Source organism: Streptomyces sp. NPDC088252, from assembly GCF_044740965.1.
In the GTDB taxonomy this organism is placed as follows: Bacteria; Actinomycetota; Actinomycetes; order Streptomycetales; family Streptomycetaceae; genus Streptomyces.
Genome location: NZ_JBIURS010000001.1, coordinates 731,681 through 757,657 on the forward strand (window position 1 = coordinate 731,681; position 25,977 = coordinate 757,657).

General features: G+C 71.8%; 21 protein-coding genes, 1 pseudogene and 1 riboswitch. Of the genes and pseudogenes, 5 read left to right on the top strand and 17 right to left on the bottom strand.

The genetic code is table 11. The features are described 5' to 3' along the window. Window positions 1-17 precede the first annotated feature (17 nt). Both ACIOHC_RS03235 and ACIOHC_RS03240 read right to left on the bottom strand, forming a co-directional pair. Window positions 18-512 carry a GNAT family N-acetyltransferase gene (locus ACIOHC_RS03235; protein WP_365688333.1) on the bottom strand — a complete coding sequence of 165 codons (495 nt, stop codon included), beginning with the start codon at window positions 510-512 and terminating at the stop codon, window positions 18-20. Between the two features lie 196 nt (window positions 513-708). Beyond that, window positions 709-1,800: a DUF2330 domain-containing protein gene (locus ACIOHC_RS03240; RefSeq protein ID WP_365688442.1), complete on the bottom strand. Its 1,092-nt coding sequence runs from the start codon at window positions 1,798-1,800 to the stop codon at window positions 709-711. Between the two features lie 422 nt (window positions 1,801-2,222). Between ACIOHC_RS03240 and ACIOHC_RS03245 the strand changes: the two genes are divergently transcribed. After that, window positions 2,223-4,169: a bifunctional glycosyltransferase 87/phosphatase PAP2 family protein gene (locus ACIOHC_RS03245; RefSeq protein ID WP_365688443.1), complete on the top strand. Its 1,947-nt coding sequence runs from the start codon at window positions 2,223-2,225 to the stop codon at window positions 4,167-4,169. Window positions 4,170-4,317: 148 nt separating this feature from the next. On the opposite strand, the gene ACIOHC_RS03250 is transcribed toward ACIOHC_RS03245, so the two are convergent. Together ACIOHC_RS03250 and ACIOHC_RS03255 are read right to left on the bottom strand one after the other, a co-directional pair. Further along, complete coding sequence (locus tag ACIOHC_RS03250; RefSeq protein ID WP_365688335.1) at window positions 4,318-5,337, bottom strand: AEC family transporter; 1,020 nt, start codon at window positions 5,335-5,337, stop codon at window positions 4,318-4,320. 128 nt (window positions 5,338-5,465) lie between these two features. Then, window positions 5,466-6,743 (bottom strand): cytochrome P450, encoded by a 1,278-nt coding sequence (locus ACIOHC_RS03255; RefSeq protein WP_351086653.1) that lies wholly within the window; start codon window positions 6,741-6,743, stop codon window positions 5,466-5,468. Between the two features lie 281 nt (window positions 6,744-7,024). On the opposite strand from ACIOHC_RS03255, the gene ACIOHC_RS03260 reads away from it, so the two are divergent. Both ACIOHC_RS03260 and ACIOHC_RS03265 read left to right on the top strand, forming a co-directional pair. Next, window positions 7,025-8,194 carry a steroid 3-ketoacyl-CoA thiolase gene (locus ACIOHC_RS03260; RefSeq protein WP_351086656.1) on the top strand — a complete coding sequence of 390 codons (1,170 nt, stop codon included), beginning with the start codon at window positions 7,025-7,027 and terminating at the stop codon, window positions 8,192-8,194. A 141-nt stretch (window positions 8,195-8,335) separates the two neighbouring features. Then, on the top strand, window positions 8,336-9,619 hold the full coding sequence (locus ACIOHC_RS03265; protein ID WP_351086658.1) for an alpha/beta hydrolase: 1,284 nt from the start codon (window positions 8,336-8,338) through the stop codon (window positions 9,617-9,619). Window positions 9,620-9,697: 78 nt separating this feature from the next. Here the strand turns inward: ACIOHC_RS03265 and ACIOHC_RS03270 are convergent, their stop codons facing one another. The 9 genes and pseudogenes from ACIOHC_RS03270 to ACIOHC_RS03310 all read right to left on the bottom strand — a co-directional run bounded on the left by ACIOHC_RS03270 (window position 9,698) and on the right by ACIOHC_RS03310 (window position 19,169). Further along, on the bottom strand, window positions 9,698-10,309 hold the full coding sequence (locus ACIOHC_RS03270) for a hypothetical protein (protein ID WP_351086660.1): 612 nt from the start codon (window positions 10,307-10,309) through the stop codon (window positions 9,698-9,700). Window positions 10,310-10,569: 260 nt separating this feature from the next. Continuing rightward, window positions 10,570-10,830: pseudogene (locus ACIOHC_RS03275) on the bottom strand (transglycosylase SLT domain-containing protein); the annotation flags it as partial. Window positions 10,831-11,171: 341 nt separating this feature from the next. After that, window positions 11,172-12,023, bottom strand: a complete 852-nt coding sequence (locus tag ACIOHC_RS03280) for an ECF transporter S component (RefSeq protein WP_351086661.1) — start codon at window positions 12,021-12,023, stop codon at window positions 11,172-11,174. Beyond that, complete coding sequence (locus ACIOHC_RS03285) at window positions 12,020-13,741, bottom strand: ATP-binding cassette domain-containing protein (protein WP_351086663.1); 1,722 nt, start codon at window positions 13,739-13,741, stop codon at window positions 12,020-12,022. Before ACIOHC_RS03285 ends, ACIOHC_RS03280 begins: the two co-directional genes overlap by 4 nt. Further along, on the bottom strand, window positions 13,738-14,913 hold the full coding sequence (locus tag ACIOHC_RS03290; protein WP_351086664.1) for an energy-coupling factor transporter transmembrane component T: 1,176 nt from the start codon (window positions 14,911-14,913) through the stop codon (window positions 13,738-13,740). The genes ACIOHC_RS03285 and ACIOHC_RS03290 overlap by 4 nt, the downstream gene beginning before the upstream one ends. Beyond that, entirely contained in the window at window positions 14,910-15,593 is a 684-nt protein-coding gene (locus ACIOHC_RS03295) for an SCO2322 family protein (protein ID WP_351086666.1), read from the bottom strand. Before ACIOHC_RS03295 ends, ACIOHC_RS03290 begins: the two co-directional genes overlap by 4 nt. Continuing rightward, window positions 15,590-16,864, bottom strand: coding sequence for a prenyltransferase/squalene oxidase repeat-containing protein (locus ACIOHC_RS03300; RefSeq protein WP_351086668.1), 1,275 nt, complete (start codon window positions 16,862-16,864; stop codon window positions 15,590-15,592). Before ACIOHC_RS03300 ends, ACIOHC_RS03295 begins: the two co-directional genes overlap by 4 nt. Window positions 16,865-16,971: 107 nt before the next feature. After that, a riboswitch (cobalamin riboswitch) is annotated at window positions 16,972-17,107 on the bottom strand. Window positions 17,108-17,292: 185 nt separating this feature from the next. Then, window positions 17,293-18,348, bottom strand: coding sequence for an MBL fold metallo-hydrolase (locus ACIOHC_RS03305; RefSeq protein ID WP_351086670.1), 1,056 nt, complete (start codon window positions 18,346-18,348; stop codon window positions 17,293-17,295). 395 nt (window positions 18,349-18,743) lie between these two features. Beyond that, on the bottom strand, window positions 18,744-19,169 hold the full coding sequence (locus tag ACIOHC_RS03310) for a lipocalin-like domain-containing protein (protein WP_351079539.1): 426 nt from the start codon (window positions 19,167-19,169) through the stop codon (window positions 18,744-18,746). A gap of 316 nt (window positions 19,170-19,485) precedes the next feature. Between ACIOHC_RS03310 and ACIOHC_RS03315 the strand changes: the two genes are divergently transcribed. Together ACIOHC_RS03315 and ACIOHC_RS03320 are read left to right on the top strand one after the other, a co-directional pair. Then, window positions 19,486-20,946, top strand: coding sequence for an aldehyde dehydrogenase (locus ACIOHC_RS03315; RefSeq protein WP_351079541.1), 1,461 nt, complete (start codon window positions 19,486-19,488; stop codon window positions 20,944-20,946). Then, complete coding sequence (locus tag ACIOHC_RS03320) at window positions 20,946-21,179, top strand: ferredoxin (protein WP_351079543.1); 234 nt, start codon at window positions 20,946-20,948, stop codon at window positions 21,177-21,179. Before ACIOHC_RS03315 ends, ACIOHC_RS03320 begins: the two co-directional genes overlap by 1 nt. Before the next feature lie 151 nt (window positions 21,180-21,330). Here the strand turns inward: ACIOHC_RS03320 and ACIOHC_RS03325 are convergent, their stop codons facing one another. From ACIOHC_RS03325 to ACIOHC_RS03340, 4 genes are all read right to left on the bottom strand, one after another. Beyond that, complete coding sequence (locus ACIOHC_RS03325) at window positions 21,331-22,647, bottom strand: MFS transporter (protein WP_365688344.1); 1,317 nt, start codon at window positions 22,645-22,647, stop codon at window positions 21,331-21,333. After that, window positions 22,644-23,243 (bottom strand): helix-turn-helix domain-containing protein, encoded by a 600-nt coding sequence (locus ACIOHC_RS03330; protein ID WP_351079548.1) that lies wholly within the window; start codon window positions 23,241-23,243, stop codon window positions 22,644-22,646. Before ACIOHC_RS03330 ends, ACIOHC_RS03325 begins: the two co-directional genes overlap by 4 nt. A 269-nt stretch (window positions 23,244-23,512) precedes the next feature. Further along, window positions 23,513-23,965, bottom strand: a complete 453-nt coding sequence (locus ACIOHC_RS03335; protein ID WP_351079551.1) for a hypothetical protein — start codon at window positions 23,963-23,965, stop codon at window positions 23,513-23,515. Window positions 23,966-24,394: 429 nt separating this feature from the next. Then, a complete protein-coding gene (locus tag ACIOHC_RS03340; protein WP_351079554.1) occupies window positions 24,395-25,867 on the bottom strand; it encodes a PHB depolymerase family esterase in 1,473 nt (490 codons plus the stop codon). Window positions 25,868-25,977: the final 110 nt, after the last annotated feature.

The following is a 25,977-nucleotide window of genomic DNA, read 5'->3' on the forward strand; positions in this document are numbered from 1 at the left end:
GTGGCCCGCGTGAGCCGCTACGGCCTGCCCTGGAGCCGGAGATCCTTGGCGAACCAGTGCTCCGCGTACTGGCGCCGGTGGAACGCCGGGACCTCCCGATAGCCGTGCTTGGCGTAGAGCCCCCGTGCCTCGACGAGGTCGTTGCGGGTGTCGAGCCTGACCGTGCGTACGCCGAAGCCGCGCGCCGCGCTCTCGACGGCCGCCAGGAGCAGTCCGCCACCGCCCGTGCCGCGGAACTCCGGGCGCACGAACACCCGGGTCAGCTCCGCGATGTCCGCGTCCACCACCAGCAGTCCGGCGCAGGCCGCGGGCTTCCCGCCGAACCGGCCGACGACGAACTGTCCGGTGGGCGGGACGAGCCGGTCGGCGCCGTCGTCGGCGAGCCCCTCGTCGATCTCCTCGGCGGTCGCGGGCCGCCCCCAGTAGCGGCTGGCGACCTCGTCGTAGTAGTCACGACGCAGCAGCGCGGCGTCGGGGGAGTCGAAGGGTTCGGGGGCCGTGGTCCAGGTCATGCCGGTCATTGTGACGCGGGTGGGAACACGGGATCGAACGGATAACGGCCTGGTGCACGACAGGGAGTGCACCGGGCCGTAAGCGGGACGGAGTCCACAGGGAGACACGGCCGGCGGCGACCGGATCGACGGCGGGACGGATCGGTGGAGCCGGCGTTTCACCCCGCATGCAAGCGTTCGGATGACGAGCGGGCACTCACCCCAGCGGCGGCGGAACCACGACCGGAGGCGGAGGCGCCACCGGCCGTCGCCGTCGGACCCGCAGCACCAGCAGCGCCGACCCGGCCGCCACCAGTACGGCCCCCAGCAGCGACAGCACCCAGACGGGGATGCCGCCCACGGTCAGCAGCCTGTCCGTGTACACCATGGTCCGGTACGGGGCGTCCGCCCCGGCCGCGCGCAGTTCGTGGTCGCCGTCGATCCGTTCCGGGTGCGGGAACGACTGCTCGATCGCGGTGAGGAACACCGGCTTGCCGCCCGTCACCGCCTCCAGCGCCCCGGTGTCGCCCCCTGGCGACCGGGGGTCGAGCCTGCCCGCGTACGTCACCTGCGGCGCATCGCCGCCGATCGCGCCGCGCGGCTCCATCCGGTGCGCGGCCAGGACGTACAGGCCCAGCCGCTGCGGCGTCGCGGCGAGCTTCGAGAGCCGCATCGGGTACACCAGCCGGTCGCTGGCGAAGCGCAGCCGCAGCGGATCGAGGTCGCCGACGAGCGGGCTCTTCCCGTCCCGGGGGGCCAGGCGGATCGCGACGTACTCCCACTTCTGGTCGACATAGGGCGTGAGCGCCGTCGCCAGCCGGTCGGGCAGCTCGAAGCCGTTGTCCTTCAGCCATTTCTGCAGTGCCTCGGGGTCGGTCGCGGCCAGCCGTGCCACATCGAAGGGGCCGAGCCGTTCCCGGCCGACCACCTGGACCGGCGGGGCGCCCGCCGAAGGTCCGCCCACCCGGGCGCCGTCGCCCGAATCGGCGAACGGCCAGTCGCCCGAGCGCGGCCAGAAGTAGTGCCTGGTCGCCCGAACCGGCGCGGTCAGGGTGGTCAGCTCGGAGAAGAGCGACGGATCACCGAGCTCCACGCTCGCCCGGTGCGGTACCGGCATGATCCAGGCCGCCTCGGGGGCGTCCCCGCGCACCGTGAGCCGCATGACGATCTGCTCGGTACGGCCGTCCCAGCCCACCACCGATGTCTCCCGGTCGACCGAGACCTGCGTCGCCCTGCTCGGGACCATCGCCCCGCAGCCGCACGCGTACGCCGGGCTGATCAGCGATCCCAGCTGCAGCGACACCAGCATCAGCACCAGCGACAGCGCACGCACCGCCCATGAACGCCCCTCGTCCCCGGCGCCCCGCTTCCCGTCTGCGCACCGCATGTCCCGTCTTCCTCCCCCGTGATCGACGAACACGGTGGAGGACGTGGGAGCCACCGGCCCGGTTCCGGCCCGGTCGCCCGACCGGTATGTCCTTCCGGACATTCTTTCGGAAAAAGGAGGACGGCAGTCAGGCGAAGAGGGGGTGGATTGTGTCTACTTCATTGCGCAATGCGATGGTTTCACAGCACGCCCGGGTCGAGGGACGGGTACCGAAACGGCGGGAGGGTCGGCGCAGCGTGGCGAATGCGGAGCACAGTGTGAGCACAGACGCGGCGGCGGGGGCGAGGATCAGGGCTGCTCGGGCCCTGCTCTGGATTGTCGTGGCCGCACTGGCCGTACGGCAGATGGCGGTTGTGCTGCGGCAGCCGCCGGGCGAGCGGCTCACCGACCTGGAGACCTGGATCGGTGAGAACGGTGTCCTGCATGTCACGGGCTCGCTGTACGACACCGACCGGTTCACCGGCACGCCGTTCGCCGGGTTGGTGCTGAAGCCACTGACCAGGGCGGCGGAACAGAGCCTGGGCGTCGCCTGGACCTTCGGTTCGCTGCTGCTCGTCGCCGCCCTGGGCATCATCGCGGCCCGCGCGCTGCCGGGCCCGGTCACCCGCCGCACCGCGCTGCTGGCCGCCCCTGTCGCGATCAGCCTGCTGATGCTCTCCCTGCCGGTCCGTGACGCGTTCCACCTGGGGCAGACCAGCATCCTGCCGGTCCTGCTGGTGCTGCTGGCCTGTTTCACGGTGCGCGGAGAACGCGCCTCCGGTCTGTTGATCGGCCTCGCGGCCGCGCTCCAGCCGACCGTGCTGCTCTTCGCGATCCTGTTCTGGCTCACCGGCCGCAGGCGGGCGGCCGTGACCGGCGGCGCCGCGTTCGCCGCCTGCACCGCGCTGGCCTGGGCCGCGATGCCACGCGACTCGTGGACCTACTGGGTGCACCATGTCGCGGGCGCCGGGCTCGGCGACGACCCCGACAGCCTCGCCAACCAGTCGCTGCACGGCGCGCTGCTCCGCTTCGGACTGGCGGGACCGATCGAGATCGTGCTGTTCGTGGTGCTCGCCGCCGCCGTCTGCTGTCTCGGACTGCGCCGCGCCGTACGGTACGCGCGCGACGGGCAGCTGCTCCTCGCTGTCGCCGTGACCGGCTGCGTCGCCGTCGCCGTCTCCCCGACCGCCTGGCAGGTCCAGCTGCTGTGGCTGCTGCTCGCCGTGGTCGGCCGGGTCGGCAAGCGGGCCTGCGACCGGCTGATGTGGCCGGCGGTCGTGGTGCTCGTGATCACGCTGCCGGCGCAGATGCTGCTGCCGGACATGGCGGTGCTCCTCCCCGTACGCGACAACGCCCTGCTGCTCGCGGCGCTCGGTGCGGCCTGTGCCGCGCCGTTCCTGTCGCGCACCTCGCCGTACTGGCAGCAGCCGATGTCCGCGGACCACGCCGTCCCGGCCCCGGCCCGCTGGAGCCGCGTCCCCCTGCTGCCGTTCTGGCGGCGGGTGCTCAGCCGCCCCAACCTGCTGCTGGAACTGCTGCTGATCAGGGTCGTGTACTCCGCGTACGCGCAGGTCAGGCTCGCGGCGACGGCCGGCCGCGGCACCGCCGAACACCATGGCCGCCAGATCCACGCCCTGGAGCAGTGGCTCCACATCGACATCGAGCACTGGGCCAACCATGCGGTCGTCAAGGCCGTCTGGCTGAGGGACTTCTTCGACTTCTACTACTCGACGTTCCACTTCATCGTGCCGCTGACGGTCCTCGGCGTGCTGTACGTACGGCGTCCCGCTGATTACCGCTGGGTCCGCAGCTCCATCGGCTTCGCCACACTCCTCGCGCTGGTCGGCTTCTGGCTCTATCCGCTGGCCCCTCCACGGCTGATGCCGGGGCTCGGTTTCATCGACACGGTCCATGGCGTCCAGGACTTCGCGAAGCCGGACTACGGAACGCTGACCTCGATGACCAATCAGTACGCGGCGATGCCCTCGCTGCATTTCGGCTGGTCGCTCTGGTGCGGAGTGGTCATCGTCATGCTGGCCCCGAAGACGTGGATGAAGGCGCTGGGGGCGCTGCACCCGCTGTTCACGGTCTCCGCGATCGTGGCCACGGCCAATCACTGGGTGCTGGACGCGGTGGGCGGCGCGGTCGTCGTGGCGCTCGGCTTCGGACTGACCTACATGCTGTCAGGGCCCCGGAAGCTGCGGTCGCCGACCGTTCCGGCGGCGGCAAGACCCCTGGACGACCTGGCGGTTCCGGCTCCGCGTCCGGCCGCGAGATCGACCGGCGACGCGGTGGGCGGCAAACGCAGGTGACCGTGTCCCGGAGGAGTGCCGTCCGGGGACGGAACCCCGAGGTGCCGAAGGGGTGCGAGGGACGAACTCGTCGTTCCCCGACCCCTTCGGCATGGATCGTCGCTCGACCAGCATCCGTCCATCCGCTCCGGTCCGCCACTCGAACGGCTCAGGGGGCCGACCCCAGGGCCCAGGTGGCGAGGGACAGCGTGGCCATGGACACCACTGTCGAGGCCACCACCGAGTTGCGGGCCACCTGGGTGTCCAGGCCGTACTGCTGGGCGTAGATGAAGGCGTTCTGAGCAGTCGGCAGCGCCGAGCAGAGCACGACGGCCAGCAGCTGATGATCCGGCAGACCCAGCAGCGGGCCACCGACGACGAACGCGGCCAGCGGCTGGACCAGCGTCTTGAGGGCAACCGCCACCACGACCTCCGCGCGCCGTGTGTGCCCCGTACGCCCCGTACGCCCCGCTCCTTCTTCGCGCGCGGCGCCCTTCGCGGGTTCCTTCGCCGGACCGCCGGTCGCCGGGCGGCCGTTCAGGGAGAGGCCCAGCGTGATCAGGGCCGTCGGCACCGCGGCGACACCGAGCAGGTCGCAGGAGTGGGCGAGGGCGTGCGGCAGCCGGAGTCCGAGCGCGGAGACGACGACACCCAGCAGCGAGGCCATGATGACCGGGTTGCGGACCGGCATGGTCAGCATCCGCCGGAACACGACGCCCTTTCGGGTACCCGTCCCCGGCCCCTGCCCCGTGCCCGCGTCCAGCAGCGTCAGGATCACGGGAGAGACCAACAGCACCTGGAACAGGATGATCTGGGCGACGAACGACGCGTCACCGAGCACCTGGACCGCCACCGGGATGCCGAGATTGGCGGAATTGATGTAGCCGGCCGCCATGCTGCCGATCGCCCGGTCGGCCGTGCCCCGGCCGAAGAACCGGCCGGCCGCCACGAAGCCGAGACCGCAGACCAGCGTCGTACCCGCCGCGAAGGCCACCATCGACGAGTTGGCGAAGTCGGCCGGCCGCGCCCCGGAGACCATTCCGAACAGGGCCGCGGGCATGGCCACATGGAAGACGAAGCGGCCGAGCACCGCTTCCGTCTGGACACCGAGGAGGCCGCCGCGGCCCGCCGCGCAGCCGATGGCGGTGAGGATCCAGATGGGGGCGAAGGCGGAGAGCAGAGCGTGCATTCCCGCCATGATCCACGCGCCGATGCGCTCATTTCGCACGGGGGTTCGGGCCGGGGCAGCCGGTACGGGCGGCGGGGGCCGGGGCATGAGGGAGACGGCCCCCGCCGCCCGAAGCCGGCGCGGGGCCGTCAGTCCCCGGCGGTACCGACGCCCGCACCGCGTGCGGCGGTGCTGACCTGCAGCTGCTTGATCCCGTTGAGCCAGGCCGAGCGCAGCCGCCGCGGGTCGCCGACCGGTCGCAGGTCCGGCAGCACGTCGGCGATCGCGTTGAAGATCAGGTCGATCTCCATCACCGCGAGCGACTTGCCGAGGCAGAAGTGCGGACCGCCGCCGCCGAAGCCGAGGTGGGGGTTGGGATCGCGGGAGATGTCGAAGGTCTCCGGGTTCTCGAAGACCTCGGGGTCGTTGTTGGCGGAGGAGTAGAACAGCCCGACCCTGTCGCCCTTCTTGATGTGCTGACCGCCGAGTTCGAGGTCCTGGGTGGCGGTCCGCTGGAAGGAGACCACGGGAGTGGCCCAGCGGACGATCTCCTCGGCGGTGGTCTCCGGCCGCTCGCGCTTGTACAGCTCCCACTCGTCGGGGTGGGTGAGGAAGGCGTGCATGCCGTGGCTGATGGCGTTACGGGTGGTCTCGTTCCCGGCGACGGCGAGCAGGATCACGAAGAAGCCGAACTCGTCGGAGGAGAGATTTCCCTGTCCCTCCGCGGCGACCAGCTGGGAGACGATGTCCTTGGCCGGACACTCCTTGCGGGCGGCCGCCAGGTTCATCGAGTACGAGACGATCTCCATGGCCGCCTCGGTGCCGACCTCCTCGGTGATCGCGTACTCGGGATCGTCGTACGCGGCCATCTTGTTGGACCAGTCGAAGATCTTGGACCGGTCCTCCTGCGGTACGCCGATGAGTTCGGCGATGGCCTGGAGCGGCAGTTCGACGGCGATGTTGGTGACGAAGTCGAACGAACCGTCGTCGTCGGCGGAGGCGAGAGCCGTCTCGACGATCGAGCGGGCGCGGCTGCGCAGGGCCTGCTCCAGGGAGCGGATCGCCCGGGGTGTGAAGCCCCGCTGGACGATCTGGCGGACCCGGGTGTGCTCGGGCGGGTCCATGTTCAGCATGATCAGCTTCTGGACGTCGATCTGGTCGCGGCTGATCGACTCGTTGAAGCGGATGACCGCCGTATTGGTGTGCGAGGAGAACAGTTCGGGGTGGGTGGAGACGTACTTGACGTCCGCGTGCCGGGTGACGACCCAGTAGCCCTCGTCGTCGAAACCGGAGATACCGGCCGGCTGGGTGCACCACCAGACCGGCGCGGTCTGCCGCATCTGTGCGAACTCCGGGTGCGGAATGCGGGCTTGGAGCAGGTCGGGGTCGGTGAAGTCGAACCCTTCGGGCAGATGGGGGCAGGGCATCGGCAACTCCAGGTCGGTCCGAGAGCCGCCCGAACGTTGTCTGACGACCCATCAGAAGTTGCCCGAAACGTAGTAACGAGTTCTACAACTGGCAAGAGGGGTGGCCCGATCTGTTGCGTGAAGAGTGGGTGAGGCAGGTATGGAGCGGGCGCAAGGTGCGTGCAAGACCCTTGCGTACCCGGGGTAAGCCCCACAAGACTGCCTGCAGAACTAGAACGCGTACTAGTTACCTCCGCGGGCGCCGGGACGCCCCTGCGGAAGGGCGAGGAGAGGACGAGCTCATGGCCGCGGAACCCGTCATCGTCGAAGCCGTACGCACCCCCATCGGCAAGCGCGGAGGCGCGCTCGCCAATCTGCATCCCGCCTATCTGCTGGGCGAGACCTACCGGGAACTCCTCGGCCGCACCGGCATCCACGCCGACTGCGTCGAACAGATCGTCGGCGGTACGGTCACCCACGCCGGCGAACAGTCCATGAATCCGGCCCGCAACGCCTGGCTCACCGTGGGCCTTCCGTACGAGACCGCCGCCACCACCGTGGACTGCCAGTGCGGCTCCTCGCAGCAGGCCTCGCACATGGTCGCCAACATGGTCGCGGCCGGAGTGATCGACATCGGCATCAGCTGTGGTGTCGAGGCCATGTCGCGGGTGCCGCTGGGCAGCGGCTCCAAGCACGGACCGGGAAAGCCCTGGCCCGACGAGTGGAACGTCGACCTGCCCAACCAGTTCGAGGCGGCCGAGCGCATCGCCCGCAACCGCGGCCTGACCCGGGAGAACGTCGACTCGCTCGGGCTGATCTCGCAGGAGCGGGCGGCCGTCGCCTGGGCCGAGGAGCGGTTCAAACGGGAGACGTACGCGGTCCAGGTGCCGACCACCGAGGAGGAGCAGGCGGCCGGTGAGGGGATGTGGCGTCTGGTCGACCGGGACGAGGGGCTGCGGGACACCACGATGGAGGGCCTCGGCCGGCTCAAGCCGGTCATGCCCACCGCGATCCACACCGCGGGCAACTCCTCCCAGATATCCGACGGCGCCTGCGCGATCATGTGGGCGTCCAAGCGGATGGCACGCGCGCTCAAGCTCAAGCCGCGCGCCCGGATCGTCGCCCAGGCGCTCGTCGGCTCCGACCCGCACTTCCACCTCGACGGACCGATCGACGCGACCCGCGCGGTGCTCGGCAAGGCCGGGATGTCGCTCAAGGACATCGACATCGTCGAGATCAACGAGGCCTTCGCCTCGGTGGTGCTGAGCTGGGCCCAGGTGTTCGGGCAGGACCTCGAAAAGGTCAATGTCAACGGCGGGGCCATCGCGCTCGGCCACCCGGTGGGCGCCACCGGCGCCCGCCTGATCACCACGGCACTGCACGAACTGGAGCGCCGGGACAAGGAGTTCGCACTGATCACCATGTGCGCGGGTGGCGCGCTGGCGACGGGCACCATCATCCAGCGGCTCTGACGGCGGGCCGGCGGGCAGGATTCGGCGGCTCCGGCACCGCACCGACGGGGAAGACCCCTGGCCGGGGTGTCGTCAGGTGTACCTCCGGTCGGGGGCCCAGGCCGATACCCGTGCCGCGCCCGGCTGAATAGCGTCATGGGCATGGAAAAGAACAGCGCTACGAACCAGTCGACTCGGAACAAGCGACGCCGCGCCGCCCGCCGTGGACTGGCCGCCGCCACCGTGGTGGTCCTGGCCGCACTCGGCACCGCGCCCGCCGTCGCCCAACAGCCCGTCGGTGCGGCCGAGTCCTCCCACACGCTCGCGGCGCGAGACAGAGGGGACCTCCTGTCCCTCACCCCCGTGGCCGACCTCGGCCGCGCCGACGTGGCCCGTTTCCTCGCCTCCGGGGGGATGGCGACCGACACCGTCCGCCACGGCCTGCGGGCCTACCGCCTCACCTACCGCACCGTCACCCCGCAGGGCGCCCCCACGACCGCCACCGGACTCCTCGTCCTCCCCAAGGGGGGCCCGCACCGACTGGACCTGGTCTCCGACACCCACGGCACGATGGCCCACCGCGACTACGCGCCCTCCGTCAGCGAGGACTTCGGCCGCTTCGCCCCCTATCTCCACGCCTCGGCGGGCCGCGCCGTCGCCGCCCCCGACTACCTCGGACTCGGCAAGGGGCCGGGCCGCCACCCGTACATGGACACCAAGTCCTCCGTCACCGCCTCCGTCGACATGCTGCGGGCCTCCCGCACCGCCGCGCAGCGGCTGAACCGCCCGCTCACCGGCGATGTGTACGCGAGCGGCTTCTCCCAGGGCGGCCAGGTCGCGATGGCCCTGGGCAGAGCCCTCGACAACGGCGCCGACCGGCACTTCAGGCTCCGTGCCCTCGCCCCCGTCTCGGGGCCGTACGACATCGAGCACGCCGAGACGCCCGCCCTGTTCGACGGCCGGGTCAACGACATCAGCGGCATCTTCTACATGACGTACTTCCTCACCGCGCAGAACAGGCTCCACCCGCTCTACAAGGACCCGTCCGAAGCGTTCCGGGAGCCGTACGCGGGAATCGTCGACGACCTGTTCGACACCAACCACGTCGAGGAGCAGATCATCCCGGCGCTGCCCGGCACTCTGAAGGAACTGCTCACCGAAGACTACTACCGGCAGGTCCAGCACCCCACCGGTGCCCTGCTGGCCGCGGTGCGCGCCCAGGACGGCAACTGCGCCTGGAAGCCGGACGTGCCCGTGCGCCTGTACTCCTCGTCGGGCGACACCGATGTGCCGATCGCCAACGCCCGCAACTGCGCGGCCGATCTGGCGGAGCACGGTGTCAAGGCCCGGGTGGTCGACCAGGGGACGACCGGCCACAACGCCACGTACATGAAGTCGGGTCCCCAGATCGTGCGCTGGTTCGACACGGTCGCCGCGCGGCACTGAACCCGGTACCGGCGGGGCGGAGCCGGCCGGGGTCCCGGCCGGCTCCACGCCGTGGGGGCGGCGGGCAAAGACGTCCGCTCAGTACGGCACGTGGGTGGGGAAGGTGGCCGTGGGGCTGAACAGTGTCGCGTACCCGTCCTCGTGGCGGCGGTGCCGCCCGGACCGGCTCACCTCGGCGACCGGGGCCGCGAGCGTGAGCAGCCCGTCGTTGGCGAGTTCCTGTACGCGCATCAGCAGCGCCCTCACCTCCAGGCCGAGTTCGGCGGCGACCGTCTGCAGGTCGAGGCCGGACTCCCAGCTCCACAGCAGCACGGAGTCCATGCTGGGCGACCAGAACACCGTGTTCTCCACCTCGACGGGCGCTGCCGCGGCGGGGGCGGAGGCGGGAGGTGCCATGTCCGGCGGCGGAACGACCATCTCCTCGCGCGGGTGCGGCAAGGGGATCTCGGGTACGGCGGGGGGTTCTTCCGTCGGCTCCGGCGCCGCCTGCGGGGGTCGCCTCAGGAGTTCCTCGGCGAGGGAGCGCGCGTCGGTGCGGCCCACCGTGCGACGTGCTAATCGCACCTCGCGTTCGTTGAGGCCCATCAAGTCCGCGATCGAGCCGTCGTCGCCGACCGTGACGGCGAATGCCGCGAGTGTCCTGCTGCGCTCGGCCTGCGCCTCGTCCAGCAACGCCTGTGCCTGACGCATGCGTTCGTCGCTGGCACAGAAAGCTTCCGCCAGGACGGTGTTCCGATCCCAGAATTCACGAGGTTCCACGTAGGTGACAACGCTCCGGCGGCCGTTGGGAACGGACGGCCGAGCAAAATGCGCCTAGATGGACCAACGAGTAATTAATCTCGCCAAGTTATATGAACTTGAACATTTGTCAAGTCTTGAAGGCTTTTTGCGGCGTGGCGAAGGCCCCGACCGGTGGTCGGGGCCTTCGGGCGGGCCCGGGAGCCGCCGGCTCAGTACCAGTGGTTGGCCTGCCAGAACGACCAGGCGGCGCACGGGCTGCCGTAGCGGGACTTCATGCAGTCCATGCCCCACTTGATCCGGGTCGTGGGGTTGGTCCTCCAGTCGGCGCCCGCGGAGGCCGTCTTCGAACCGGGAAGGGCCTGAACGAGGCCGTACGCGCCGGACGAGGCGTTGGTCGCACCGGGGGCCCAGCCGCTCTCGCGCTGGACGATGTCGCTGAAGCACTGGAACTGCGCGGCGTCGCCGATCAACGTCACGGGCGAACGACACCGGAGTCCTGTCGTCGGGTACGGGGGAGTCGCGGACCGGTCCGGATCGTGCGGTCGTGCGGTGGACCGGTCTTCGTCGAACCGCGGTCCGTTCGGGAGGGGCCCGGCGGTGCTCGGCGACGTGATCCAGTGTCAGCGGCGGTTTTCGGCCGCGGCAACGACCTCTGGTACGAACCCGTCTCGCACCCGGGGCCGAAGGGCCCGCACCGTCCGGGCCGCCCCGAAGGGCTCCTGAGCAGGTCGGAGCGGATGCGGGACGGTGTCCACCGCGGCGGCGCGGCCACGACCCGGCATCGTGGAGGACCGACGCCCTGTGGGAGCCCTCACTCACCGGAGGCGTCGAATGTGACCCGGGCCTCGAATGCGGCCCGGCGCGTGGCCCGGCGCAGCGCCTTCAGCAGCGTCGGGCCGATGGTGAGGGTCAGCACCACGGTGAGTACGGCCCGGCCCAGGTCCCAGCCGAGCGAGGTCGCCGTGCAGTACGCGAGGAAGCGGACCAGGTTCTGCGCCAACGGGTCACCCGCGTGGAACGAGATCCCCGAACCGAGACCGGGCACGATCGTCCAGCCGTACAGGTTCATCACCGTGCCGTACGCGAACGCCGCCACGAACCCGTACACCGCGAGCATCAGCGGCTCGGCCCGCCCGCGCAGCCGGTCCGGCCCCGGCAGCAGGCCCGCGCCCATCGTGAACCAGCCCATCGACAGCATCTGGAACGGCATCCACGGCCCCACTCCACCGGTGAGCAGCGCGGACGCGAACATCGTCACCGAGCCGAGCACGAAGCCGAAGCCGGGCCCGAGCACCCGGCCGCTCAGCACCATCAGGAAGAACATCGGCTCCAGCCCCGCCGTGCCCGCGCCCAGCGGACGCAGCGCGGCGCCGACCGCCGCCAGCACCCCCAGCATCGCCACCGCCTTCGCGTCGAGACCGGAGTCCGCGATCATCGCGACGACCACGCCGACCAGCAGCGGCAGCAGCGCGGCGAACAGCCACGGCGCGTCCTGGGAGTGCGCCAGACCGGAGCCCGCGCCGGCCAGCAGCGGCCAGCCGAACGCGACCACGCCGATCGCGCTGATGAGGACGAGCGCGGCGATCGCGCGCGGCCCCAGACGTATCGGCCGTACCGGGCGCCGGTCCGTGGCGCGGCCCTTCCCACCGGTCTTTCCGCTCATGCCCCGGCTCCCAGCGCGCGACGCACCTGTGTCACGGTCAGCCACTCCTGCGGGGCGAGGATCTTCGCGGTCTGCGGGGCGAACGCCGGGGAGGAGACCACCACCTGCCGGGTCTCCCCGTCCGCGACGATCTCCCCGTCGGCGAGTATCACCACGCGGTGCGCCAGCTCGGCGGCGAGCTCCACATCGTGCGTGGCCAGGACGATCGCGTGGCCCTCGGCCGCGAGCGCGCGCAGAACCGTGACCAGCCGGGCCTTCGCCGCGTAGTCCAGGCCACGGGTCGGCTCGTCCAGGAGCAGCAGTGGAGGCCTCGCGGTGAGCACGACGGCCAGGGCGAGCGCGAGCCGCTGGCCCTCGGAGAGATCACGTGGGTGGGTGTCGTCCGGCACACCGGGCAGCAGCTCGGAGACCAGCGCCCGGCAGCTGCCCGCCGCGGCGCCCGCGTCGGCGTCGGCCGCGGCGCACTCGGCGGCGACCGTGTCCGCGTACAGCAGATCGCGTGGCTCCTGCGGTACGAGCCCGACCCGGCGCACCATCTCGCGCGGCTGCGTGCGGTGCGGGGTCCGGCCGCCGACGAGGACGGTGCCGGTGGTGGGCTCGACCATGCCCACGAGCGTGGCCAGCAGGGTGGATTTGCCCGCACCGTTGCGGCCCATCAGGGCGACCGTCTCGCCGGGGGCGACGGTGAGCGTCACCCCGCGCAGCGCCTCGACGCGCCCACGCCGTACGCCGAGCCGCTCGACCCGGGCCGGGGTGTGGCCCGCGGGACCGGGAGCGGTGGTGGTCCGGGCGCCGCGGCCCAGCAGCCGGGCCAGGGCGCCGCGCCGCGCCGGTGCCGGGACGGCGGGCAACGGGGCCACCACGGCCCCGGTTGGTTTGGACGGCGCGGCGGGCGGCCGTGCCGACGCCAGCCGCTCGCGCAGACCGGCCGCGCGGCGCCGGGCATCGCGGACCGAGAGCGGCAGCGGTTCCCAGCCCGCCAGCCGGCCCAGCGCGACGACCGGCGGGTGGACCGGGGAGACGGCCATGACGTCCGCGGGCGCGCCCATGACCGGTGCCGCGCCCGGTGACGGCAGCAGGACGACCCGGTCCGCGTACTGCACCACCCGCTCCAGCCGGTGCTCCGCCATCAGGACCGTCGTACCGAGGTCGTGCACCAGCCGCTGGAGCACGGCGAGGACCTCCTCGGCCGCCGCCGGGTCCAGGGCGGACGTCGGCTCGTCGAGGACCAGGACCTTCGGGTGCGGGGTGAGCACCGAGCCGATCGCGACCCGCTGCTGCTGGCCGCCGGAGAGCGTGGCGATCGGCCGGTCGCGCAGCCCGGCCAGACCCAGCAGGTCGAGGGTCTCCTCGACCCGCCGCCGCATCACGCCGGGGGCCAGGCCCAGCGACTCCATCCCGTACGCCAGCTCGTCCTCGACCGTGTCGGTGACGAAGTGGGAGAGCGGGTCCTGACCCACCGTGCCGACCAGATCGGCGAGTTCGCGCGGCTTGTGGGTACGGGTGTCGCGCCCGTCGACCGTGACCCGGCCGCTCAGCGTGCCGCCGGTGAAGTGCGGCACCAGACCGGAGACGGCACCCAGCAGCGTCGACTTGCCGACCCCGGACGGGCCGACGATCAGCACCAACTCGCCCTCCGGAACGGTCAGATCGACCCCGGACAGGGTGGGGCGCCCGGTGCCCTCGTAGCGCACCGAGACATGCTCGAACCGGATCACTGGCTCTCCTTGGAACGCGGGGCGCCCAGCGGGGGTGGCACGGGCGCCACCACCGCGGGCAACAGCCCGATCAGCACCGCGGCCGCGGGCCACAGCGGAAGCACCGGCGCGGCCAGCGGTACGACGCCAGGCCGCAGTGCCTCCGCGTCGACACCGCCCGCCCAGACCATTGCCACGGCCACGGCGACCCCCGAACCCGCCACCAGCCAGGCACGCCCACCCCACCGGTCGGGCCGGTAGCGGGTACGGACCGAGCGGGCCCCGCCGAGCCGCAGCCCGGCCATCGCGGCGACCAGCCCGGCGATCAGCAGCGGCAGTCCGTACACCGCGCCCTGCGCGGCCAGCAACCCGTACGTGCCCGCGCACACCCCCAGCAGTCCGCCGAGCGTGAGGACGTTCGTGGTGTGCCGGACGGCGGGCGGGACCTGGGCCGTGCGCCCGTATCCGCGCGCGTCCATCGAGGCCGCCACCGCGACCGAGCGCTCCAACGCACCCTCCAGGACCGGCAGTCCGATCTGGAGCACCGCCTTGACGCCGCCGGTCGGACGGCCCCGCAGCCGCCGTGCGGTGCGCAGCCGCACCACATCGGCGACCATGTTCGGCGCGAACGTCATGGCGACGACGACGGCGACCCCCGCCTCGTACAGCGCACCCGGCAGCGACTTCAGCAGCCGGGCCGGGTTGGCGAGCGAGTTCGCCGCACCGAGACAGATCAGCAGGGTCGCCAGCTTCGCCCCGTCGTACAGCGCGAAGACCAGTTGCTCGGCGGTGACCCGGCCACCGATCCTGACGCCCTTCGCCCAGTCGGGCAGCGGCACCTCGGGGAGCGTGAACACCGGATGCGTCCCGGGGACCGGCGAACCGAGAAGGACCGAGAAGACCAGCCGCACACCGACGACGAACAGCCCGATCCTGATGAACGCCCCGTACGAACGGGCCCACGGCGCGTCCGTGCGGCGCGCCGCGACCACATAGCCGGCGACCCCCACCAGCAGCCCGAGCAGCAGCGGATTGGTGGTCCGGGACGCGGCGGTGGCGAGACCGAGCGCCCACAGCCACCAGGCCCCGGCGGGCAGGGCGTTGCTCCGGGTCGCCCCGGGGGCGCGCAGCGGCCGGCGCGGCCGGACGGTGCCGGTGGCGCCGGTCACCGGGCCGCTGGTCGGGGCGGTCATCCGCGGCGGCGGCGGGCCTGCACGACTGCGGCGATGCCGAGGAGGAGAACGGCGCCGACGCCGACGAGCACCCCGGCGGACGGCCCGCCGGAGCCGCCCGAACCGGTGGAGGCGGCGGCGGGGGCGGAGGCGCCCGGGGACGCAGTCGCGGAAGGCGTCGCGTGCCCGTCGCCCGAGACCTGTTCGCCGCAGCCCGAGCCCGGATAGCCGGAGATGGCACAGAGCAGCGCGTCGCTGCTGTAACGCAGCGGTTTGGCCACCGAGGCGAGCGCCTCGGCGGCGCTCGCGTCGGGGGCGACCCGCGCGCAGGCGGTACGCGGCGCGGGCGGCGTCTCGCCGGCCGGGGCGTCCGCCGCCGTGCCCGGGTCGATGACCAGCGCGACCCGCTTGGTGCCGTCCTGGGCCGGGGTGTCCGCGCAGATCTTCGCGAAGTCGGGGGAGCGGCGCGGCTTCGCCGAGTCCTGGGAGTCCTCGCTGACCGAGAACCGGAAGCCCTGCACCGTGCCGTCGTCCGGCCGGACGAGGGACGGGCCCTGGGTGGCGTACGTCCAGCCGGTGCCGGAACCCTCCCAGAACGACCAGTACCGGTACCCGGCCGCCTGGGCCGTCCCGGCGCCGAGCACGGCCAGGACGGCAGCCAGGGCCACCAGCAGCGCGGTGGCCCTTCCCGCCCGCCTCACAGCTGCCGGTTCTTGCGCCGGCCGCTGATCAGGAAGGCCGCGGCCGCGGCGACGACGAGGCCGATGCCGATGAACCACCACACGCCACCGATCACGTCGTCGCCGCTGTGCACCTGGTCCTTCTCCGTGGCCTCGTAGCCGGTGTCGGCGGACGGGTCGGGCGTCGTGACGGCCGCGGGTGCGGGACCGGTCGCGTTCAGCCGGTCGACCAGGTTGACGCCGTTGAAGTCGCGGGCGTCGGAGCCGGTCGCGTGCGCGGCCAGGACCAGCTGGGCGTAGGCGGCGGGACCGTTCTGCTCGGCCCAGGGGCCGGCGTTCTTCTTCAGCCAGGCCAGGGCCTTGGCGGCCTTGTCCTGGTGGCCCGCGGCGGACAGGGCGACGACCGCGTCCGCGGTGTTGCCGAAGTCGGGCTGCGGGGTGGTGTCGGCGGCACCGGGCATCGGGGCCAGGTCGAGGTGGCCGCTCGTGGCGAGGGCGTTGGCGAGGTAGTGGGCGCCGTTCTGGGCGGCCTGCTCGGGCGTGAGACCGGTCCCCGGGCGGCAGCTGGTCCCCTTGGCCGCGGCGTTGTTCCCGACGGCCAGGGCCTTGCCCATCGTGCCGAGCACGGCGGCGGCGGTGGCGTCCGCGTTGGCGGCGAGCTTGCCGGCCTTGTCGGGCTGGTAGGCGAAGGCGCCGCCGTCCTTGCCGCCGCACGGGATCGCGAGCGCGAGCAGCGGGGAGTAGGGGGTCTTGCCGTCCGGGGTGGTGATGTCCGCGAGCCGCTGGCCCTGCCGGGCGAGGGCGCCGATCACCAGCGAGGTGGAGTTGGCGTCGCTGGGCGCGCCGGCGGTGTAGCCCCAGCCGCCGTCCTCGTTCTGTACGGACTTCAGCCAGCGGACCGAGTTGTTGACGGTGTCCCGGTGCCCGCCCACCTCGACGAACGCCTGGACGGCGGCCGCGGTGGCATTGGTGTCCAGCACCGTCTTCCCGGTGCAGGGCCGGGAGACGTCGGGCCGGTACGCGGCGTAGGCGCCGTTGCCGCACTGCTGGGCGATCAGCCAGTCCACCGACTCCTTGGCGGGCGTGACGCCCTCCAGCCGCTGGGCGAGGAAGGCCAGCGACTGCCGCCAGACACCGTCGTAGGTCGGGTCCTTCGTGCCGTACAGCCCGGACGGCAGGGCGACGGACGGCGAGGGGGAAGGGGACGGCGCCGCCACCGCGACCGGGGCAGCGGCCGCACAGAGCACGGTGGCGATGGCGGCGAGCGTTGCCGCGCTGCGGCGTACGGTCATGGCGGGCGGGGCCTCTCCTGCGGGGAACCGGGCACAGGCACGCTCAGGCACCAGGCTCCGGCTCCGTATACCTCGACGGTGCCGACCACCGGGGTTCCGGAGGTCGCGAGCCGGTCACGACCGCGGACAGGGCATTCCGACTCACCGTCTGCGACGACGGTTCACGGCTGCGTGGTCAGCGCCGGATTCGCACCGGCTTCCCCCTGAACGGGCATGATGACGACCCGCACACTCTACCGGGCGGGGTCGGACGGGTTCCGGGGCCGTCCGGGGGCTCGTCTTCCACGGAACGGGCGACGGCCCGGCGCGGCCCCGGGAGCCCGACGGGCGACGCCTTCACCGCGCTCGCCGGAAGTCCGGCCCGTGCCGGTGCCCGGGTGTCCGGAAGAGGGTGAACGAGCTCCCTGCCCGACGGCCCGCCGCGCCCTTCACACCGCGATGTACGTCACCGGCTCGCTCCCCGCCACCGCCTCCGCGCGCCCCAGCCTGACCAGACGTCGCAGATGCGCCTCGGCCTCGGAGACGGCGATGTTCCGCGAACCGTGCGAGATCTGCTCCCACGGCCGGTTCCACTCCATCCGCTCGGCCAGCTCCCACGGCGTGAGCGGGGTGGCCAGCAGCTTGAGCAGTCCGGTCAGCCGTTCCTCGTGATGGTCCAGGAGTTCCCGTACGCGCCCCGCGGCGTCCGTGAACGCGTACTGGTGGGCGGGCAGCACCTCCGCCACGCCGAGCCGGCCGATGTGCTCCAGCGAGCCGAGGTAGTCACCGACGGGGTCTCCCCCGGCGGAGGGGGCGGTGCCCGGCGCGGCGTCCGGGTCCTCGTACAGCCCGATGTGCGGGCTGATCCCCGGCAGCAGATGGTCCCCCGAGAACAGCCGCCCCCGGCCCGGCAGATTCCGCGGATGCTCCTCCTCCAGATGCAGACAGACATGACCGGGCGTGTGCCCCGGAGTCCAGATCGCCCGCAGTCGGCGGCCCGCCAGGCCGAGGAGCTCCCCCGGAGCGATCTCCCGGTCCGGGAGCGCGGACCGCAGCCCCGGCAGCGTGCGCATCCGGCCGCCCTCGACCGCGGCCCGCAGCGGCGCGAGATGCTCCTGGGGCGCACCGACCGCGGTGAGCTTCGTCAAGAGGTACGACAGCCAGGTGCCGGGCCGGGCCTCACGGGTGCGGCGCACGATCGCGGCGTCCGCCGCGTGCATGGCGATCCAGGCCCCGGACGCCTCGCGCACCTGGCCGGAGAGGCCGTGGTGGTCGGGGTGGTGATGGGTGACGACCACACCGTGGATGTCGCCGATGCCCGTACCGATGGCGTCGAGCCCGGCGGTGAGGGTGTCCCACGCCTCCGGATCGTCCCAGCCCGTGTCGATCAGGACCGGCCCGCGATCGGTGTCGAGGACATGGACGAGGGTGTGGCCGAGCGGATTGTCCGGGATGGGGACCTTGATGCTGTGCACGCCCCCGCCATGGTCGGTCACCTGCGTCATGGGCTCCCCATCTCTCGTCGAGGTCTGGTCGGCGCACCGGACGTATGGCGTGCGGCGCACCGCGCCCACTGTAACGAGAACTTGTTTCAGTAGTAGCCCCGGTCGACCATCTGTCGGTACGTCCATCTGCCGGGCGTGCCGGGGGAGTTCGGGGTGCACGCGATCGCGGGACGGTCGCCTACCGCGCGAGGGACGGCCGCCCCGGTGGCTACCGGGCGCGGGCCGCCCCGTGCCCGCGCCCGTGGCCCGCGTGGGCCGGGGCGCCGCGTGGGCCTGACGCCGCGCGGGCCGCGGTTCACGCGTCGGCGCGGGGCGGTCCGTACGCTCGGAGCCCCGCGCCGGGCGGTGGATCCGGGTCACCGGCCGGGCGGCCGGTGACCCGGATCACTCGTCGCTCATGCGGCGTCCGTGGCCGGACGGTGCCAGACGAGTCGCGGGGTGCGCGCGCCGTCGCCGGTTCCCTCGGTCGGGGGGAGCAGGGTTAATCGGTCCCCCTCCACCCGCCACCGCCGCTCCTGACTGGTGCCGACCCACGGGCGCAGGGACGCCACGTGCAGATGGTGGACGACCAGGTCGCCCGTCACCTCGTAGGTGCCCGCGTATCCCAGGTACGGAGAAGTCCTGAACAGGGTCGCGGTGTCGACCGGTCCGGCCGCCCCCTCCTCCGGGGAGGACTCGGCGTCCGGGTTCAGCATGCTCACCGACATGTGGCCGTCGGCGGTGTAGGTGATCAGTCCTGTCGGACTCTGCCCGAGGGGGTGTTCGAGGGTGTCGCCGGAGGCGTCCATGATGGCGACGGTGCTCAGCAGCCAGGCACCCACGAGGGGGTGTTCGGAGGTGCCTGGCCGGGGGGCGGATGGGTGATTCGGTTCGGTGCGGGATGGGGTGTGCACGTGTCTCCCTTCTGAGCTGGTGGAATTCGGAACTTCTGGAGCGGGTGCGTGGGGGACGGGGTCGTTCTCGTCCCTACCCGTGCGGCACGCCGTGGAAGCGAGGGGCGCGCCGCGAAAGCCCGGGTGGCGCGACGGCGGCGGTCCGGCCGCGCGCGTCGTCGAAGCCGTGGACTCCTGGAACTGGAACTGGTATCAGTTCTGACACGGAGTCAGGGAACGTGCCGGGTCGCGGGAGGCAGCAGCCATGACCGAGCTTGTCGAACACGGAAAACTTTTCATCGGCGGGGAGTTGGTCGATCCGCTGGGCCGGGATGTCATCGAGGTCGTATCGCCCCACACCGAACAGGTCATCGGCCGGGTGCCGCACGCCTGCGAGGAGGATGTGGACCGGGCCGTCGCCGCCGCCCGGCGGGCGTTCGACGAGGGGCCCTGGCCGCGGACGACCCTGGACGAGCGGATCGCGGTGATCACCCGGATCAAGGACGCGTTCGCCGTGCGGTACGAGGAGATCGCCCGTGTCATCAGCTCGCAGAACGGCACCCCGTACACGTCGAGCGTCATGGTGCAGGCGCTCGCCGCGATGATGGTGTGGGACGCGGCGATCACCGTCGCCCGCACCTTCCCGTACGAGGAGCGCCGGGACGGGGCTCTCAGGCCGCTGCTGGTGCGCCGGGAGCCGGTCGGGGTGGTCGCGGCCGTGGTGCCGTGGAACGTTCCGCAGTTCACCGCCGCCGCGAAGCTCGCGCCCGCGCTGCTGGCCGGCTGCTCCGCCGTGCTCAAGGTCTCGCCCGAATCCCCGCTGGACGCCTACATCCTGGCCGACATCGTGGCCGGGGCCGGGCTGCCGGAGGGGGTGCTGTCGATCCTGCCCGCGGACCGCGAGGTCAGCGAGTACCTGGTGGGGCACCCCGGCGTCGACAAGGTGTCGTTCACCGGGTCCGTGGCCGCCGGGCGACGGGTGATGGAGGTCGCCTCCCGCAACCTCACCCGGGTCACACTGGAACTGGGCGGCAAGTCCGCCGCCGTGATCCTCCCGGACGCCGATCCGGAGACGGCAGTCGCCGGGATCGTTCCCTTCGCCTGGATGATCAACGGCCAGGCGTGCGTCGCCCAGACCCGCATCCTCGTCCCGCGCACCCGCTACGACGAGACGGCCGAGGCGTTCGCCGCCGCCGCGAGCGCGCTGCAGGTCGGCGACCCGCTCGATCCCGCCACCGAACTCGGCCCCCTCGTCGCGCGGCGCCAGCAGCAGCGGTCGCTCGACTACATCAGGATCGGCCAGGACGAGGGCGCCAAGATCCTCACCGGCGGCGGACGTCCGGCGTCCCAGGGCCGGGGCTGGTACGTGGAGCCGACCCTCTTCGGTGACGTCGACAACTCCATGCGCGTCGCCCGCGAGGAGATCTTCGGTCCCGTCATCTGCCTCCTGCCGTACGGTGACGAGGACGAGGCCGTACGGATCGCCAACGACTCCGAGTACGGCCTCAGCGGCAGCGTCTGGACCGCCGACACCGAGCGCGGCATCGACATCGCGCGCCGGGTCAGAACGGGCACGTACAGCGTCAACACCTTCAGCCTCGACATGCTCGGTCCCTTCGGCGGTTACAAGAACTCCGGTCTGGGACGGGAGTTCGGGCCCGAGGGATACGCCGAGTACTTCGAGCACAAGATGATTCATCTGCCGGCCGGATACGAGGAGGCGTGATGGGGGACCGCTGGGCCGTGGAGGTCGACCGCGGGGTCTGCATCGGTTCCGGAATGTGTGTGAACCACGCCCCTGGAGGATTCGCGCTGGATTCCGCCCGGCAGTCCCGTCCGTCGGCCCCGGAGACCGACGCCAACGAGCAGGTGCTCGCGGCGGCCGAGGGATGCCCGGTCGAGGCGATCACGATCACGCTGATCGGCTCGGGGGAGGTCGTCTTCCCGCCGGAGGAATGAAAGGGCGCTCCCGCAACAGGATTTGGCCGCGGTGGAAGGCTTCGAGCCGGTTCGCCATTTCCCGGCGGGCGGTCGAGTACGGGCGTACCCGATTTGCACCGGCCGCTGTGGGACGGTCTGCCCGCGCTCGCCGGCCGGGTTCGTCACCGGGTCAGCAAGGCGTCGGGCGATGGTCCGGTTCGGCGTCGCCGCTCGGAGTGGCCGCGTCATCCGGAGTCAGGCAGTGGATGCGCGGTATCGGTGAAGCCAGCAGCCAGAGCACCGACAGCGTTCCCCCGGCGGCGCCGATGAGCAGTGTTGTCCGCAGGCCGAAGGCGGTGGCGAGCAGGCCGCCGACGACGGCCCCGATGGGACGTATGCCGTAGTTGACGGTGCTGAACGCGCCCGCCACGCGGCTGCGCATGCCATCAGGAATCACGCTGGTCTGCAGGGAGTTGAGGTTGACGTCGAAGAGCATGACGCCGATCCCGGAGAGGAACTCCGCCGCGGCCAGTGCTCCGGCGCGGGCCCAGAGCGGGCCGCCCGCGCCGGCCGCGACGGCGATGGGCGCCGGAAACAGCACGGCTCCCACGACGATGCTGCGCCCCACTCCGATACGTCGCGAGATCCTCGGGGCGAGGACGGCGCCGAGGAAGGCGCCGGTCGAACCGATACCCAGAGCCAGTCCGATCACTCCGGCGGACAGCCCCAGGACGCGGCTGGCGAACAACATCATCAGCCCGCTGCCTGCGACAAAGGTGAAGAAGTTGACGGTCACCGCGCTGCAGAGCCCGGCGCGCAGCACCGGGTGCCGCGTCACGAAGGTCATCCCCTCCCGGGCACGTCGTAGCAGTGAGGGAACCGCTGCCTCGTCGGTGCCGGTGGGCGATTCACCGAGCGGGATCCGCCCTATCAGGAACGCGGACGCCGCATACGACAAGGCATCGACAACGACAGCCAGGGGCGCGGTCAACGCTTGAACGAGACCGCCACCGACCGCCGGGCCGACCACGTGCGACACCGACCGACTGGCACTGAGCCCGCTGTTCGCCTCGACGTAGGACGAGCGGGGCACGAGATGAGCGAAGAAGGGCGGATAGGCGGTGTTGAACAGCACCGCTGCGGTGCCGGTCAACACCGCCACGGCATACAACTGACCGAGGCTCACCGCGTCGAGCAGGTACGCGACGGGGAGGCTGAGCAACACCGCACCGCGCACCAGATCGGCGAAGACCATCAGGCGGCGCTTGTGGACCCGGCGGTCGACCCAGGCCCCCAGAATGATCGCGAGCAGATTCGGAGTCCAGATGAGCGCGGTCAGCCACGCCACCTGGTTGGCCGAGGCGCTCAGCGCAGTCACGGCGATCAGCGGCAGTGCCAGTTCGGTGATCCGGTCGCCGAACTCCGAGATCGACTGCCCTGCCCAGAACCGGCAAAAGCGCCGGTCACGCCACAGGGATATCGGGGCGCCCGCCTCCGGGGCGCTCACGGTGTCCCGCCGGCCTGCTCCTCGTCCTGCTCCGGCAGGGCATAGCGCATCAGCTGGACGCCGCGGCTTCCGGCCGGACGCTCGGCAGGGTTGCGTGTCACGTAAGGCGCGAGCACCCGCTCGATTGCGTCCTGAATCGCCGCAAGTTCCTCCGCCGAAACGACCACACGGGTGTGGGCCAGACCGGCAGCCCTCTGCCACAACGGGTCCAGGCCGGGCTCGACTTCGGCCACCCACCTGCTCGGCAGATCTCCGTAGCGCACAAACATTTCCCGGGACAGCGCCCGCGCGGCCGACCTGCCCTCCTCGTCCTGCGGTGTCTCGAACCGGAAACCACGCGCTGCCGCCTCCCACCGCCGTTGCCGACGGTCCGCCCCGGCCTCGGCATCCCGGACCAGTCCGAAGCCCGCCAGGTGCCGCAGATGCCAACTGGTCACCGAGGGAGTCGCTCCCACATGGGGCGCGAGCTGCGTGGCCGTCGCCGGCCCGTGCCGGTGGAGGCGGTCGAGGATCGCCAGCCTCACCGGATGTGCCAACGCCCGCATCGCCTGCGGATCGGTGATCTCGATATCGCCCAGCCGATTCCCGGAATCCATGACGTGAGAGTGTCCTCTCATAAAATGTGAGAGTCAACTCTCACATTGGATGTGCTCACGCTCACCGTTCCTCCCCGACCCGGCACCTCACCCCGGACGACGATCCGGTCTCCGGGTGAGGCGCCGGGCCCGCGGTCGCCGTGCCGTCGCCCGGGTGCACGAAGGCGTCCGGGAACCCGGTCCATCCGTGCACCCGACTCGACGTCGTCCGTGGGGCGTCGCGGGGAACGGCCTGCGTGCCGGCCCGGAATCGGGCGGCTGCGTCCGGGTCAGCGGGAGGGGAAAGGGGCCAGGCGGCGGTCCCATTCGTCCGCGGCCCGGCGCAGTTCCTCGGTGCTGGTCCTGATCTCGATGACGTACTCGTCCTGTCCCTTGTCGCCTTCCCGCCACGCGGGCGACGCCTCGTAGCAGAGGTGTACGCGGACCGCCCCGGCGCCGTGGCCCCCCGCGGCGTGACTGAAGGACAGAACGGGCTCCAGGAAGGCGAGATCCGGCAGCGTGCCCGTCAGCGTCTCGCCACCGGCCGCGCGCAGCCACGGCGAGATCTGACGCGCCTCGCCGGTCAGCAGGCACGGGTCGGTGAAGGACCAACTGGCCTCGGGCGTGGTCACCTCACCCTCGACGACCAGCCAGTTGTCGTCGTACCGGTCGCCGACGACCACCGGGAACTGATAGCGCAGCGGGCGCAATTCGATGCGGTGTTCCTGATCCGTGAGCAGCACCGCCCAAGGGTGTCACGCACCATGGCGCACACGAACATGAATAAACGCAAAACAAGCCGAATGTGGGGGGCCGTGGATCCCGGCACGCGCGGCCTTCATCCGTGAAACGGTCTCCTCAATGGTGAGTTGGCTGATTTCACTGCCGATGTACGGATAGTCGGCCGTGAGTTCGCGAAGTGTGCGGGCTTCTGGGGCGGCTTGATCCCCCTGGCGAGGGGGCGAACGGGGTCGGCGCCGGCGTCGAGGGACAGCGAGGGACGAAATCGTCGGTAGTCCTGATAGGCGCGAAAGGAAACCGCCTGCGACGACAATCGGTGCAACTCGTGTTCCGGAAGTCGTGAGTGAGTACAACGATGTCATGGTGACGGGATTGCCCGGCGCGGCCACGATGTCCGTGCCCCGCGATCCCTGTTCGATCGCGGACCCGGCTCAACCGGCCGTGCAGCCACTGTCCGCGATCACGAAATACCCTGCCGGCGACTCCTTCAGTGTGTGCGTGACGAAGACGTTGTACAGGCCCATGTTCTCGCCCGAGCCGTTGGCGTACACATAGCCGCCCGTGGTGTGCGCCCTCCCCGCCGTCACCTGCGCGTAGTTCGTCGCGGTGAAGCAGCGCGCGGGTGCGGAGCCGGTGGTGGTCGCCGTCACCGGCGGTGAGGCGCTACCGGACGTGCCCGATCCGTCCACCGCCGTCACGGTGTACCGGTAGGCGGTACCGGCCGTGAGCCCCGTGTCCGTGTACGTCGTGGAGGCGGGGGAGGCGACCTTCGTGCCGTCGCGGTGGACCGTGTAGGAGGCCGCGCCCGGGACCGCGTTCCAGGACAGCGAGGCGCTGTTCGCGGTGACGGACGCGACCCGGAGGCCGGACGGGGCGGGGAGCTGTTCGCCGCCGCCGGGTGCGCCCTGGTCCAGGCCCCAGAAGACGCCGGTGTGGTACGTCGAGCAGATGGCGCTCAGGAAGTACGCGGCGGTCGTACCGCACTGGTCGGTGCCCGAGCCCGGACCCACCGCCAGGCCGTGGCCCATGCCGGAGACGGAGTACGTCACCACGGCGGGCCTTCCGGAGGCGTCGTCGTAGACGCTGCGCGTCGTGTTCCCGGGGAGCGAGTCAGTGGACGACGGGGTCTGGCCGATGCCCCAGACGTCCGTCCACTGGTCGCGCAGGGCCGTGGCGTTGGCGGGGTACACGGTGTAGTCGGAGGTGCCCTGCCAGATCGCCACGCGGGGCCAGGGGCCCGGGTAGCCGGGGTAGGAGCCGCGTACCTTGTCGCCCCACTGCGCGGGCGTCAGCTTCTGCGGGCCCGTCTGGCAGCCGGACGCGGCCGACTGGCTCGTCGCGCACTGGGCGGGCAGGCCCGACGCCACGGAGCCGCCCGCGAACACGTCCGGGTACGCCGCCAGCAGGTCGGCCGTCATCCCGCCGCCCGCCGAGAGGCCGGTGACGTACACCCGGCGGGCGTCCGAGCCGTACTGCTGCTTCGCGTACTCGACCATCTGCACGATCGAGGCGGCCTCGCCCCTGCCCCTGGTGTCCTCGGACGGGTCGAACCAGCCGAAGCAGGACAGCGCGTTGTTGGCGGACGTGGTCTGCGGGAAGACCACGGCGAAGCCCCACAGATCGGCGTACTTCGGCCAGCCCGAGTTCGTGTAGTAGTCGTCGGCGGTCTGTGTGCAGCCGTGCAGGGCGATGACCAGCGGCGCGTCGGCGGACAGATTCGCCGGGGCGTACTCGTACATCCGGAGGTTGCCGGGGTTCGAGCCGAAGCCGGTGACCTGCTGCAGACCGCCGGCGGCAGCGGCCGGCTGTACGGCTGCGACGGTGCTCGGCGTCGCCGTGACGAGGACGAGGGCGGCCGTGGTCGCGACGCGCCGGAGCAGGCGTCGCAGGGTCGATGGGTGCACGGGTGCCTCCCTGTGTGAGGTTCGGACAGTGCGGGCTGTCCGATTCGGGCGAGTGCGGGGCGGACGCTATGAGCCGCCGTCCGGCGCGCCCATGGGCCCCGCGGACACTC